This window comes from Sorangium sp. So ce426 (genome assembly GCF_051475585.1).
GTDB lineage: Bacteria > Myxococcota_A > Polyangia > Polyangiales > Polyangiaceae > Sorangium > Sorangium cellulosum_B.
Genome location: NZ_CP150341.1, coordinates 11036275 through 11049385, shown reverse-complemented (window position 1 = coordinate 11049385; position 13111 = coordinate 11036275). Strand labels below are relative to the sequence as shown.

Sequence of the window (13111 nt, the reverse complement as noted above, 5' to 3'; positions counted from 1 at the left end):
TTTGCGCCGCAGCGTCGACGCGCGCCTGCTCAAGGCTTGCAGAAATCTTTGGCCGTCTGGACGGCGGCGACGGTGACCTTCACCGCCTTCGCGCCGCCGGAGATGACGTACTCGGACGCCCCGTAGATGTCCGCGCCCGGCGCCCAGTTGTACGAATATCCGAGCCTGGTCCACGGAAAGCCCGTGGGCGTCTGACCCTTCTCCGGCACTTGCCACGACGACATCGCATGGTTCGTGAACCACCTGTAGTAATCGGCCGGCGCCAGTGAAGGCTGCTTTGCAGGCAGCTTCGTCCCGTCGCAGGAGTCGGTGTCGACGCGGGCGTCCGTGCAGGGGCGGAAGATGCTCGCGGCCGGCACCCCGGAGAACGTGACGAACTGCCGCTCCGTCGTGTCCGCGGGGAGCGGCGGCTGCGGGGCTGACAGGCCGAGGAGCTGGTGGATCTGGAGCACCACATCGCCTGTCCACGTCTTGCACTTGTTCTGGAGCTCGCCGTTGCTCGTGACCCACACGTCCCACTTCACGTTCACGGGCTGCTGCGCCACGTAGGCGCCGCACTTGTTCGGTCCGCCGTCGCCCCGGCAGCCGGCCCAGGTGGTCACGGTGTAGGTGCCGTTCGCGTCGGGCTTGAGCGGCACGAGCTTGCGCGCGGCAGCGGGCGTGACGACGGCGGACTTGAAGATCGCCTCGCTGTAGAGCGCATCGAGATCCACCGCCGCGGGGGCCGCCGGGCCGGGCGTGGCTGTCGCCGGCGCGGTGGCGGCCGCCGCCGGCGCGGTCGCGGCCGGAGCGGGGCTCGTCGCAGGGGCCGCGGGCTCCGGGCTGGGTGACGGGGCGGTGGCCGCGGCGGGAGGCTGGGCCCCCGACGCCGCGACGCACGCTCCGAGCGGGAGCAGGAACAGGCTTGTCATGGCCGCCGTCGCGGCGCGTGAGGATCGGATCATCTTCGCGGCTTCTCCTTGGTTGCCGGACAACACTATCCGACCCGCGGCGCCGGCTACAGCTTCACGCTCATCAGGACCGATGGTCGAGGGCGGGCGGGGGTCGGAGGCTCTCGACGCGTGCAAAGCCGGCACGGCCGTGCCACGTTAGGCGCCCGCCACGCAGAGATCGATGCTGAGGCCCCCGCGCACAACAGGCTACGTCCTCACCCTGGCGCTCCTCCTCGTTGTCGCGCCGGCCGAGGTCGAGGCGGGTGATGGCGCGCCAATCTCCCCGGCCACCGCCGCGCCAGGCGGGGGGCCAGCGACCGCGGCGCCGCCGACGAAGGATGTCTCCGCCGGGCGCCGCGCCGTCGCCGCGGCCGGCGCGGTGTTCCCAGGGGTCATCGCGCACGGCACCGGGCACCTGATCCTGGGTGAGCCGGGCACGGGCTGGACCCTCCTGGCCCTCGAGGGCGCGGGCGCCGGCCTCGCCGTGGGCGGGCTCGCGGGCGCGGCGGCCTCAGGGGCCTCGCGGCGCGTCATCGCGCCGATCGTGCTCACCACCGTGACGGGTGTGGGCCTGTTCGGGATCTCCCTTCTGGCGGACCTCTATGGCGTGCTCGCCCCGGAGGGCGGCACCGGCAGCCCTCCTTCGTCGCTGCCCTGGGTCGAGACGCAGCTCGGGTTCGCCTACGTCCACGACCCCACGTTCGCGTACCGCACGTTCCTCGTGCCAGGCATGGATCTGCGCCTGAGCTCCCTCCGCCTCTCGGGCTCCGGCTGGTTTGCCTTGAACGACGACAATGCGCGCCTCCGCGTCGAGGCCGCGCATCGCTTCATCGGCCCCGGCACGCCGGACGGCCCGCGCGCGGCGGACGGCTCGTTCCTCGAGATCGAGGGCGCGCTCACCCATCACCGCTACACCTCCGACGACTTCTCGATCACCACCGGCGAGGTCAGCCTCGAGGGCCGGCTCGATCTCGCCCACCTCGGGCGCACGCTGCGGGGCTCGTTCGCGGAGATGGGCTGGGGGATCGCGGTCGAGGGCTACCGCCACGGCCGCCGCCCGCTCGAGGGGAACGAGCTCTTGATTCCCCGCTTCGCCTTCGGCGCGTACCTCGGGCACGCGGGGTATCCGCGCGGCGAGGCCAAGGTGGTTTACGACCACCGGCACGACGGGTATGTCGGCGGCGCGAAGCTCCCCGGCCTTGGCAGCGGCGTCCCGGGCCATTTCGGCCTGGAGGGCCGGATCCATGCCTCGCCCCGCTGGGGCCTGCTCGCCGACGTGAAGGCGGGCTCCGCGTACGTCGGGCGCCTCGCGCTGCTCTTCCGCCCTGGAGACTCGCCATGATCCTGAGAGACGCCCTCCTCGCGCTCATCGCCCTCACCGCGCCGCTCGCCCTCTCCTGCCTGGACGTGGCCGAGGGCCGCGCGCGCCGCGACCTGGAAGTGGGAAAGGCCTCACGGGGAGAGGCGCGCGTCACCGTGGACGAGGGGCTCGCGGCGGTCCGCCGCCTCGACTCGGGCGAGCTCGCGCTCTGGGCGAGCGCGCCCGCGCTCTCGATCCGCCTCACCGACGAGGCGGGCGGGCCGTGGAAGATCACGATCGAGAACATGCTCGCGGACGCCGAGCTCTCGGCGCGCGTCGGGGACAAGCGGGTGCCCGTGGAGCTCGTCGAGGCGCCGTTTCCGACCCAGCGCACCTTCCGCCTCTCCCTGCCGCCCGGCGCCGAGGCGGCCCTCTCGCTGCGCCCGCCGGACGAGGCGCGGCGCGAGCCGTGGAGGTTCGCCGTCTTCGCCGACGTCCAGGAGGACATCGACCGCGTTCAGGACATCTACGCGAAGATGAACGAGGCGGAGGGCGTCCGCTTCGCGCTCATCAGCGGCGATCTCACGTCGCGGGGCTCGCCCGAGCAGCTCGAGCGATTCCAGCGCGAGATGAAGACGCTCCGTTTTCCCTGCTACGCGACGCTCGGCAACCACGAGCTCGGCACGCGGGACGACCTCTACCACGAGTGGTTTGGCCGCGGGAATTACCGCTTCGCGTTCCGAGGTGTGCAGTTCACGATGCTCGACTCGGCGAGCGCGACGATCGATCCGCTCGCCTACGGGTGGCTCGACGGCTGGCTCACCGAGGGGCAGGATCTCCTGCACGTGGTCACGATGCACCTCGCGCCCCTCGACCCGGTGGGCTCCCGCAACGGCGCATTCGCGAGCCGCGCCGAGGCCAACAAGCTCCTCACGATGCTCGCGGGCGGGCGCGTGGATCTCACGTTCTACGGCCACATCCACTCGTTCTATGCGTTCGAGAACGCCGGGATCCCCGCGTACATCTCGGGCGGCGGCGGCGCGATCCCCGAGCGGCTCGACGGCATCGGGCGCCATTTCGTCACGGTCGACGTCGAGCCCCCCGGCAAGATCGCGCAGGTCGCCGTGGTTCGCGTGGATTGAACCGGATCGCGTCGCTGTCCGAGCCGAACGTCATCGCCGGCGATCTTCGCGCTGGCTCTCCGGGTCGTCCGCCCTCGCCGCGCCGCGGTCGTAGCCCTCGTCCGTCAGCCCCTTGCGGTAGCCGAGATCGATGAGCCAGCGCATGAGCCTCGGGAACGCGCCGGCGCCGCTGCCGAGGAGGCGAATCATCGCCGCCTTCGCGCCGCCGTCCTCGTTGAGCGCGAGGTGCTGAGTCGCCAGCGCCATCAGATCGGGGACGGCGCCCGCGTCGACGTCGGCGGAGCGTTGCCAGATCTTCGATCGCTGCAGGGCCTCGTTCGCCAGGAGCTCCGCGCGCGCCACGCGGATGACGAGCGCTGCCTGCGGTGGCTTTCCCGCGAGCGCCATGGTCGACAGGAGCGCCGGCTCGTCGGTGACGTACGCCGTGCCGCCGACGTGGAGGACGTCGTCGCGCCCTGGAACCACGGCTGCGAGGGAGACCTTGTCGCACGTCACGACGTTGTGGAACGTATCGGTCCGCCGGTTTCCCCGGCGATCGGGGATGACGAGCGTCTCGTCGTCGAGGATCCGCAAGAAGCCCGGGAAATCGCCTCGCGGGCTCGTATCGCCCGAGCCCGCGGCGTCCCACGACGAGAGGACGGCGAAGGGGCTCGACGCGAGGAAGCGAGCGACGCTCGGATCGCCGAGGGGTCCGCCTTCCCTCTCGTGGCGCGCGCCATCAGGCGGCGACGGCGGCTCGACGGTGCCGGCGGCGCGAGCGCGCGGCCCCTCCCAGAGGCGGGATCGGAGGATGCTCCTCGCGCAGTGAACGAAGGCCTCCTCGACGGTGACGACGATCCGGCCGCCGCGTCGCTCGGCGACAGAGCCGTTGAGCCGAAGGGTCTCGCCGATCCCCGGCACGAGGAAGACGAACGAGGCGCCGCTGCCGGACTCCGGCGTCGGGTGCCTCGCCGGTAGCTCGAAACGAACGCGCTTCGGCGATTCCACGTGCGCGAAGCCGCGGGCGCCTCCGACGAAGGTGCTGCGCCAGCCTCCCTGTTCGTCACGAAAACCGAAGCCGGCGACAGGAGCACTGGCGAGGACGCGCCGACATCCCTCGTCCAGGGCGCCGATCTGCTTCATGCGCACGGCCGGGATCGGGGCGCCGACGATCGCCTCGATCTGCTGCGCGGTCATCAACTTCCGCATCGAAGAGCCTCCGCGTTCGTGTCCGCCGAAGAGCGGTCTCGCGGGCTCCGGCACGGCCGCCGGAGCGCGCAGAGGAACCATCGCAGCCGGCGAGCTTGACCGCATTCCGAGATGAGGACATTTTGTTTTGCAATCCGGCCATGGGTTCGAAGCAAAGGAAGCGTCCCGCGTCGCCCGTGTCATCCGCGGCATCGCCGGCATCGGGATTGGCCTTGTCCTCCGCCGGCTCCACCACGAAAGGCTCGCCGGCCCCGCCCGCGTCGCCGTCGATCGGCTCCCCCGGGTGGACCTTTCATGGCGACGTCCAGGTCGCGAACGAGCCGCGCGCATCGGCGGCCGAGGCGATGGAGTCGCTCTCGCGTCGCTTCGCGCGCGAGGATCGTGGCCAGTGGCGAAGCACGCTCGCGCGGCCTGCCAGCGCCGTCGGCATGAGCATGGTCACCGGCGGGCTGGAGAGCGAGTTCCACAGCCATCGCGAGTCACAGCTGTTCTTCCTCGAGCGCGGCGAGGTCACGTGCGAGGCGTCGAACGCGCTGTGGATCGTCCCGCCGCGCTCGGCGCTGTGGATCCCCGCCGGCGTGCTGCACAAGATACGAGGGCGCGCGCCGCTCGAGGGCTACGGCGTCTTCGTGGAGCCGGACGTGGCTCCCAATCTGCCGGCCGAGTGCTGCGCCGTCTCGGTCACGCCGCTCTTTCGCGAGCTGCTCGTCCGCCTCGCGGCGCGTCCCGCGCTGTACGACCTCGACGGGCCGGATGCGCGGCTCGTGGCCGTCCTGTTCGACGAGCTGGCGGCGGCGACGATCGAGAAACATCGCCTGCCGATGCCGGCCGACCCGCGCCTCCGAAAGCTGGTCGATGCGATGGCGGAGAACCCCGCCGACGGCGCGACGATGGGCACGTGGGCCCGCCGGATCGGCGTCGGCGAGCGGACCCTCAACCGGCTGCTCGTCCGGGAGACCGGCCTCAGCTTCGGTCGCTGGCGCCAGCAGCTCCACATCGTCCTGGCCCTCCAGCGGCTCTCGCGCGGAGCGAGCGTGCAGAGCGTCGCGAGCGACCTCGGCTACGAGAGCGCGAGCAGCTTCGTCACCATGTTCCGCAAGGCGCTCGGCGCGTCGCCGGCGCGGTACATGGCCCGTCGTCTCGGTCCGTCAACGCTGCACCAGAGAGCTCAGCCATGACTCGATGTCCCGCGTCGGCGGGTAGCTGTCCTGCTCCCGCTCGCGATCGCCGTCGATCGACAACCTGAACATCGGGCAGTCTTCATCCGGCGGAAAGACCTTCTTCTGCACGACGGCCCCGGTCCGCCGATCGAGCACGGTGGCCTCGGTCTCCTTGAACCGGATCGTCAGGTCGGCGAGCGGCTCGCCCGCGCGGTCCTTGTACCCGGTGCACGTCTTTCGGCCCTTGATCTCCGGGAGCCGGCGCGTCATGGCAACGAGATCGACGTCTTGCAGCAGGACCGCCTGGCCGAAGAGCTTCATGGAAGCCGTCTCGAGGAGGAGCACGCTGCTCCGATCGTTCTCCTGCTTCGGCTCGCCTTCGAAGAGGACCGGACCATTCTTGACGCGATCGAGCACCGACAGGACGGACATGGCGGCGTCGGCCTGGCGCAGCTCGATGGAAGCTGTCTGTCCGGAGGGGAGCTCGATCTCGAGCTTCGCCTTGGGCCCTAGCAGGGTTTCGCGGTACCTGGCGATTGGAACTCTCCCGAGCTGGCCCTCGACATTGTCGAGCTTGATGATGTCATAGATGTCGCTCTCGATACGCCCGCTCTTCTCCGCGACCTTCCATCTGGTGCCTGCTGGGAAGCCGTGGAAGGTGATCTGGTAAGTGCCCTCGAAGATGGCGACGTCGCCGTGGAGCGCTTCGTCGGACTTGACGACGAATTTCCGCTCGTTCGCCCACTCCAGCTCGAGCGGGCCGCGGAACGCTCGGGGGACCCGCGCGCCCCGCGGGGCGAGCACGGCGATGCTCACGAGCATGGCGATCGCGATGGCGACCCCGAGGAGGATCGCCGCGGACGTGCGTTTCGGCGCCGCAGCGGGGCGAGGCGCGGCGACGGGCGGGCCGCGCGGGCCGGGCGGGACTGCGCGCTGCAGCTCTGGGCGCTGCAGCTCGTTGTGTGTTCCGCAGTAACGGCACACGATCGTGCGGCTGCCCGGCGGGACCTCCAGCGGCGCGATGCATCGCTGGCAGTGGTAAACGTTGACGGGGCTCATCGGCTGCAAGCTCCCCCAGGAACGCGAGGGCACGTGGACACTCCACGCGCGGGTTCCACGCTGGAGCTGAAAAGTGAACGCGTGAACCAGTGAAAAACTACGAGGACGAGCTCGTCGACGATCCCTAACATCATCGCCTCTTCCTCGCCCAGGCTCCCCGTCGTTCTGCCTTGACAAATGAACAGTATCGCGCAAAAGTTCGACCTGGCGTGTGTCCACCTTGACAGGTGAGCAGTACTGCGCAAAAGTTCGACCGGGTACGCCTGCGCCCGCACGGAAAAGAGGAGATGACGATGCCCATGATCGGACGACAGTGCACGCGCGACGGCAGGACGGTCTGCCTTCGGATGAGTCAGACCGGGCTACCGGTGAATCAAGAGGAGCGCGGGCTCACGCTCGTGTACGGGTGGGCGAGCGAAGAGCGCCGCGCGCAGGGGATCCCCGCGTCGATCCAGGGAATCGAGCTCCGCACCGACGCGGGCAAGGTCCTCGCGTTCGATTTCTGCCCGTTTTGCGGCGAGAAGCTCGCGGGGAGCACGAACAGCGTCCGAGCGCCCGTCGCGCGGCGCACCGCTCCGGAAGGCGCCCGCGCCGAGTCCCAGCCGGCGGCGGTCGAGCGCACCCAGCGGGCCGGGCGCGCGGTCGAGGCCGTGCCGCCGACCCCTCCGAGCGCACAGGCGCGCGCGCAAGCGGCGGCGGGCTCGACGACGCTGAAGGTGCTTCGCGAGAAGCTCGGGCTCTCGCAGGCCGAGCTCGGCGAAAAGCTCGGCCTCGCGCGCAGCTCGGTCGCCAACTACGAAAACGGACGCTCACCTCTGTCGCAGCGGCTCCGCAAGTGGGTCGCAAAGCACGAAGCGAAGCTCAACGAAGGGGGAAGCGGCGCCGGCCGCCGGAGCGCGGCCGCCTAGAGCGACGGTCACCCGCTTCGGATACGGGCCCACCTCGACGTTTTCGGTGCTCAGCGCACCGGAGTGCGCTTGCGCGCCGAAAACGCCGATCTGGGCCCGTCTCCTGTGCGGGTAACCGTCGCTCTGCTCTGCACGTCGCAGCGGAGACCGCTGTAGATCGACGAGGCACGGCCCGTCGGGTGGTCGCCGGCGTGTCGGTGATCACGCTGGGCGTGAAGACGGCGGTGGCGTGGCGGTTCAAGGGCGAGCTGAAGAAGACGGACCGCGGCCAGCGGTCCCGGCGCCGGCGAGGCCCATCCACCAGCCGTTCGAGAGGGCGAGCGCGATCCAGCCCTGCAGATTGACCTGCAGCTGCGCTGCTTCCGCCGCCGTGCAGCCCTGCTCGACGGCGGCAAGGGCCTGCCCGAACGGCAGCGCCCGGCAGCGCTCGAGCAGGCGGGCGAACAGCGGATCCACCGAGGTCGTCGTCGTGCCGGCGGCGCTCCGGGCGAAGACCCACGCGCGGGTGGACGCGTGGCGACGCCTCGCGTTTAGGGGGCGCTCTTCCAGATCGCCCAGGTCGCCCCCCGCGCGCCGCGAGAAGCGCGCGAGGTCCCAGTCCTCGTGGGTCAGCGTGAAGGACACCGCGAAGCGCAGCCGCGCCTCGGCGAGCCCGGCGAGCTCCTCCGGCGTCGGCCGCCAGAGGCCCTCGAACGGCGACTCGCAGGCGAGCCGCTCCGCCTCGTCCATGCGCAGCGCCTGGCGGACCATCGCGAGCGGCGCCCCGGAGAGCTCGATCCGCCGGCGCCACGCGTCCTCGTGCCCGCGCGCCGGGCGCACCGGATGGCGGCCGCGGCGCGCGCCGTCAGGGCCGCGCAGCGCGCCGCGGAGCCGCTCGGCGAACCCGCTGGACGCCGCGTCGAGGTCCGCGTGCCGGGGCGGGCACGCGGCGAGGTGCAGCGCGGCCAGGTGGTTGAAATGCCAATAGCTCATCGCCCGCGACACGCGGGGGAAGCTCGTTTGCAGCGCGGTGAACAGCCGCATCCAGTACTGGCGGTGATAGACCGCGAGCCGCTCCGCCGGCGCGAGGCCCGCGGGGCCGACCTTCACCTGCGCCACGAGACCCGCAGGGTATCGCTCCGAAAGCTCCCGGAACCGGCCTGCGCTCGCGTCGAGCGGCGCGCGGAGCACCGCGGTGAAGTCGCGCTGGAGCTCCCGCAGCCAGGCCGGGGGATCTCCACCTCTCGAGCTCATGACGATCGCACCTGCCGCGCCTTGTCGAGCTCAGCGAGCGCGATGTGCAAGGGCGGGATCTCCGCGTCCCACTCGAGGAGCGTCGGGAACGGGCCGCCCCGGCGCCACGCCTCCTCGTAGAGCGACCATACCTCGTCGGACACCGGGCGATCGTGCGTGTCGTGCCGCAGGCCCGAGGGCAAGATCTGGTGGCCGGCCACGTGGACCTGCAAGACCCGGTGCCAGGGCACGCCGTCGAGGTACTCGCGCGGATCGAACCCGTGATTCTCGCTCGAGACAAAGACATTGTTGATGTCCAGCATGCACCAGCAGCCGGACTCCTCCACCACGCGGCGATAGAACTCCCACTCAGGCATCGTGTCGCGCTCCCACGCGACGTAGGAAGACAGGTTCTCGATCCCGAAGGGCACACCGAGGGCCTCCTGGACCTCGAACGCCCGGCCGGCGGCGTACGGGATCAGCTCCGGATGGTACGGCGCCGGCAGGAGGTCGTGGTGCGTCACGCCCTCGAACGCCGTCCAGCAGAGGTGATCCGTGAGATAGGGGATCCGGAGCTCCTGGATCAGATCCTTGAGCCGCGACAGGTGAGCCCGGTCGAGGGGGGCTTCGCCGAGCAGGTTCAGCGAGACGCCGTGGGCGACGATCGGGTAGCGCTCGGCGATGCGCCGGAGCCGCTCCCGGGGCAGCGGCGACGCGCCGAGGTAGTTCTCCGCGATGATCTCGAAGAACCCCAGCGGGGGCCGGAGCTGCTCGATCGCGTCGTAGTGCGGCGGGCGCAGCCCGAGGCCGAGCGCGCCTCGCGGGAGCGCCCGCGCCACGGGCGCCTGGCTGCCGGCCGGGCCTCGCGGCGCGCTCATCGGTCGCTCAGGGGCTCGGCTCGATGGGGTCGGCCGGCGCCAGCGGATCGAAGCTCTTGCCCTCGGGCGTCAGGGTGCGCAGGTAGGCGATCAGCCGATCGATCTCGGCGAGCGAGAGCAGGTGGTAGGAGCCGGGCATGTTCGAGTAGGCATAGCCTTCCGGGTGGACGCCGTCGATCCCGAACGCGATGATGGATTGCAGGTACCGATCCGAGCGGCGCTCCCAGAACTCGGCGACGTAAGTGGCCATGTCCTCGGTGGGCCGCACCTTCACGCCGAACGAGCCCGCCGAGCCGGAGTGGCAGTGGTCGCACGTCGCCGCCTTGAACGCCGTGGGGCCGTCTCGATCCTGATCCTCGGCGGTCTCCACGCAGCTCCAGCCCGAACACCCGTTCATGGCGCGGCAGGCATGCTCGTAAAGCTCGTTCCAGGACTGGTAGACCATGCCGCGGCAGCTGTTCGAGTGGCTGCAGGACGAGTTGATCTGGACCACGCCGGGGCGCGCGGGGCCCGTCAGCGACGCGGACTTGGCGCACGCCGCGGCGAACTCGGCGAGCGAGATCTGGCCGTCGCCGTCCTCGTCCATGAGGTCGATCGCGTCCACCAGGTCGGGCTCCGGGCCGCCGTTCCACACGAGCGTCTTGACCGGCGCGTCGGACTGATCGCAGTTGGAGTCGACGCCATCGAGATTCCGCTCCTCGGCGTCGGGGTGGACGGTGTTGTTGAAGTCGTCGCAGTCGCCTTCGCGCGGGGTGAAGCCGTCCCTGTCGTGGTCGCTGTCCTCGTCATCCACAAGCTCGCCGCCGCCGCCCGCGCCAGAGCCGGTCACGGCGGGCTCCTCGCCGCCGGAGCCGTCGGTCCCGGCGGGAGACTCGCCGCCGCCGGTCCCAGCCGGCGTCACAGCTTCGTCGTCGCCGCAGCCTGGAGCAAAGGCGGCGAAGCTGGCGAGCGCCAGCGCAAGCAAGGTGGATCTCGGCGATTGGGTCATGGTGGTCGTCCTGCCTCCGAAGGAACGCGCAGGGCCCTCTTGCTGGCCGCCCGGCGCACGACCTGTGGCACGGCCGCCGTGCGCGGAATATGCGGCAAGTTGTCGCGGGCCCGCCGTCGACCGGACGGATCGTCGCTGTACAGGCTGGCGTCCCGCGTGGCTCCTGCGTCCGCGCCGCGGAGAAGGGGCATCGCGCCTACGGCCGGTCCGCGGGGCTCGCCGCCCGCGCCGGTGTCGCGCCGGCGGTGAGATAACCCATGAGCGCGTCGGTGATCGCCCGCCGGAGCGCGCCGTCCTCGACGCCCGCGGGCGGATCGAGGGCCGCTGCGTGGACGAGCTCCTCGAACATGCGCAGGACAACGTAGGTGGCGAGATTGAGATCCGGCTGGACGATCTCCGAGCCGTGGCGCGACAGCAGCCGCCGGGTGCGATCGAAGACAGCCCGGCTGGCCGCGCTCAGCGTGCGCTGTTGCTCCAGCGTCGGGAGATCGGCGTGGAGGAGCCGTTGCAGCCGCGGCTCCGACCGGTGGAGCTCGAGGCTCCTCTCGACGAGCGCCTCCGTCGCTCCGCGCAGCGAGACGCCGTCGGCCGCCGCGTCCACCTGCTCGACGAGCCGCAGCATGTGGCGCACGTGGCGCTCGTGCAGCGCGGTGACGAGGGCGTCCTTGTTCGGGAAGTACTGGTACACCGACCCGACGCTCACCCCCGCGACCTTGGCGACCTGGTTCGTGTTCGCCCCGTCGTAGCCGTGCGCGTCGAAAACGCGAGCCGCGGCCTCGACGATGGTCTCCACGAGGAAGCGCGAGCGCGCCTGGCGAGGCTCTTTGCGCGGCTTTTCTGGGCGCTTCATCGTCTCTCCCGAACGCGAGTCTCCGCGTCTTGCCCTGTCGCTAGACTGGTGGGGCATGATCACCTCGAACGCACCCTCGCGCAATCTGCTCCCGCCGGTCCTGCTCCTCCTCGTGGTGGCGGTCATGTGGCTGACTCACGCCGTCCTGCCGTTCCCGCCGGTGCTCCCGGCGTCGACTCGCTGGCTCGGCGCCTTGCCGCTGGCGATCGGCGTCGTCATGGCGGTCGCGGCGCGGGCGCAGTTCGCGCGGGCCGCGACGGAGATCAACACCTTCGCCGAGCCCACGCGGCTCGTGACCGGCGGGCTGTTCCGGTGGTCCAGGAATCCGATGTACCTCGGGATGGGCCTCGCCGCCGCGGGCATGGCGGCGTTGAGCGGCGCGGCGACGTCGTTCCTGCTCGCGGCGGTCTTCGTCACGATCGTCGACCGCTGGTACATCGCGTTCGAGGAGCAGCGGCTGCGCGCCCGGTTCGGCGCTGCCTACGAGACCTACGCCCGGTCGACGCGGCGCTGGGTCTGACGGCGCGCGCCGGCGGAGCCGCCATCCATCGCCGCTCGCAGGAATGCGGGGCCGGATTTGCACGCAGCGGCCGAGAGAAAGGAAGTAAAAGAGGCCCTGAGCGCAGGAAGAAGGAAGAGAGGATCGCAGGATGACAGGCATGCTTCGCGGCGGGCTGTGGATCGGCTGTGCAGCGGCCGTGGTGGCCACGGCGGCGCCGGCGAGCGCCATGCAGCCTGCGTCCGAGGCCTCCCCTGCGCCAGTTGCGCCGCCGAGCGCGTCGGCCGTCGCGCCGGCTCCGGGCGACGCGGCGGCAGCGCCGCTCCTGCCGCCGCCGGCTCCGGGCGACGGCGGCGCGCCGCCGGCCGGGGTCGCGCCGCCCGGAGCTCCCCAGGCGCCCGTGAGGTGGACGACGAGCCCGGGGTCCTGGCAGCCCGGGGGCTCTCCCTGGCGCGAGCGGCGCGAGACAGAGCGCGTCTGGTACGGCTGGCAGCACCTCCTCGTGCTCAGCGGGACCGTCGCGTTCGGACCCCTCGCTGTCGCCACGGAGAACGAGATGTTCGCCTGGATGACCGCCGGCCCATTCGTGCTCGGCGGCCCGATCACCCACTGGGCCAACGGCCACCTCGGCAAGGGCTTCCTCAGCCTCGGCCTCAACGTCGGCTGCACGTTCGGCGGCGGCCTGCTCGGCCAGGTCATCGGCGGTGCTTCCCCCAACAGAGACGGCGAGCTCACCGGCCTTGTCTTCGGCGCCATCCTCGGAGCGCTCACGGCGAACATCGTCGACGCCACGCTCCTCGAGTACGAAGAGCCCCCGGGGCCCGAGAGCTACGAGTATATCCGCCTCCGCCCGCTCCGGCTCCGGTTCGCGCCGCACGCCGCCCTCGCGCCCGGCCGCACCACCTTCGGTCTCGGCGGCGCCTTCTGAGGGGCCGCGGCGCCGGCCGCGCGCCTCGAGCGGCGCTTCGGCCTGGCCCGGCCGCGGCGGGGGTGTA

The 13111-nt window shown here is 71.3% G+C and carries 13 protein-coding genes; 6 read left to right on the top strand and 7 right to left on the bottom strand.

Going from position 1 to position 13111, the window contains the following annotated elements:
• Nucleotides 1-29: 29 nt before the first annotated feature.
• A complete protein-coding gene (locus tag WMF44_RS41495) occupies nucleotides 30-944 on the bottom strand; it encodes a hypothetical protein (RefSeq protein WP_437295578.1) in 915 nt (304 codons plus the stop codon).
• 169 nt (nucleotides 945-1113) lie between these two features.
• Between WMF44_RS41495 and WMF44_RS41490 the strand changes: the two genes are divergently transcribed.
• Complete coding sequence (locus tag WMF44_RS41490; protein ID WP_437295577.1) at nucleotides 1114-2274, top strand: hypothetical protein; 1161 nt, start codon at nucleotides 1114-1116, stop codon at nucleotides 2272-2274.
• Complete coding sequence (locus tag WMF44_RS41485; RefSeq protein WP_437295576.1) at nucleotides 2271-3374, top strand: metallophosphoesterase family protein; 1104 nt, start codon at nucleotides 2271-2273, stop codon at nucleotides 3372-3374. Before WMF44_RS41490 ends, WMF44_RS41485 begins: the two co-directional genes overlap by 4 nt.
• Nucleotides 3375-3404: 30 nt before the next feature.
• Here the strand turns inward: WMF44_RS41485 and WMF44_RS41480 are convergent, their stop codons facing one another.
• Complete coding sequence (locus WMF44_RS41480; RefSeq protein WP_437295575.1) at nucleotides 3405-4562, bottom strand: pyridoxamine 5'-phosphate oxidase family protein; 1158 nt, start codon at nucleotides 4560-4562, stop codon at nucleotides 3405-3407.
• Between the two features lie 344 nt (nucleotides 4563-4906).
• Here WMF44_RS41480 and WMF44_RS41475 point away from each other — a divergent pair, with 344 nt between their 5' ends.
• Nucleotides 4907-5740 carry an AraC family transcriptional regulator gene (locus WMF44_RS41475; RefSeq protein ID WP_437301669.1) on the top strand — a complete coding sequence of 278 codons (834 nt, stop codon included), beginning with the start codon at nucleotides 4907-4909 and terminating at the stop codon, nucleotides 5738-5740.
• Here the strand turns inward: WMF44_RS41475 and WMF44_RS41470 are convergent.
• Nucleotides 5711-6781 (bottom strand): hypothetical protein, encoded by a 1071-nt coding sequence (locus WMF44_RS41470; RefSeq protein WP_437295574.1) that lies wholly within the window; start codon nucleotides 6779-6781, stop codon nucleotides 5711-5713. The two genes, WMF44_RS41475 and WMF44_RS41470, sit on opposite strands and share 30 nt — an antisense overlap.
• A gap of 293 nt (nucleotides 6782-7074) precedes the next feature.
• Between WMF44_RS41470 and WMF44_RS41465 the strand changes: the two genes are divergently transcribed.
• The gene (locus WMF44_RS41465; RefSeq protein ID WP_437295573.1) at nucleotides 7075-7689 is read left to right on the top strand and encodes a helix-turn-helix domain-containing protein; all 615 of its coding nucleotides are present in this window, start codon (nucleotides 7075-7077) and stop codon (nucleotides 7687-7689) included.
• Nucleotides 7690-7926: 237 nt separating this feature from the next.
• Here the strand turns inward: WMF44_RS41465 and WMF44_RS41460 are convergent, their stop codons facing one another.
• The 4 genes from WMF44_RS41460 to WMF44_RS41445 form a co-directional block, all read right to left on the bottom strand.
• Nucleotides 7927-8922 carry an HvfC/BufC N-terminal domain-containing protein gene (locus tag WMF44_RS41460; RefSeq protein ID WP_437295572.1) on the bottom strand — a complete coding sequence of 332 codons (996 nt, stop codon included), beginning with the start codon at nucleotides 8920-8922 and terminating at the stop codon, nucleotides 7927-7929.
• The gene (locus WMF44_RS41455; protein ID WP_437295571.1) at nucleotides 8919-9779 is read right to left on the bottom strand and encodes a DUF692 domain-containing protein; all 861 of its coding nucleotides are present in this window, start codon (nucleotides 9777-9779) and stop codon (nucleotides 8919-8921) included. The genes WMF44_RS41460 and WMF44_RS41455 overlap by 4 nt, the downstream gene beginning before the upstream one ends.
• Nucleotides 9780-9786: 7 nt before the next feature.
• Nucleotides 9787-10767: a MopE-related protein gene (locus WMF44_RS41450; protein WP_437295570.1), complete on the bottom strand. Its 981-nt coding sequence runs from the start codon at nucleotides 10765-10767 to the stop codon at nucleotides 9787-9789.
• A 196-nt stretch (nucleotides 10768-10963) separates the two neighbouring features.
• Nucleotides 10964-11617, bottom strand: a complete 654-nt coding sequence (locus WMF44_RS41445) for a TetR/AcrR family transcriptional regulator (protein ID WP_437295569.1) — start codon at nucleotides 11615-11617, stop codon at nucleotides 10964-10966.
• A gap of 55 nt (nucleotides 11618-11672) precedes the next feature.
• On the opposite strand from WMF44_RS41445, the gene WMF44_RS41440 reads away from it, so the two are divergent.
• Both WMF44_RS41440 and WMF44_RS41435 read left to right on the top strand, forming a co-directional pair.
• Nucleotides 11673-12137 (top strand): methyltransferase family protein, encoded by a 465-nt coding sequence (locus tag WMF44_RS41440; protein ID WP_437295568.1) that lies wholly within the window; start codon nucleotides 11673-11675, stop codon nucleotides 12135-12137.
• Nucleotides 12138-12267: 130 nt separating this feature from the next.
• Nucleotides 12268-13044 (top strand): hypothetical protein, encoded by a 777-nt coding sequence (locus WMF44_RS41435; RefSeq protein ID WP_437295567.1) that lies wholly within the window; start codon nucleotides 12268-12270, stop codon nucleotides 13042-13044.
• The last annotated feature ends 67 nt before the right edge of the window (nucleotides 13045-13111 follow it).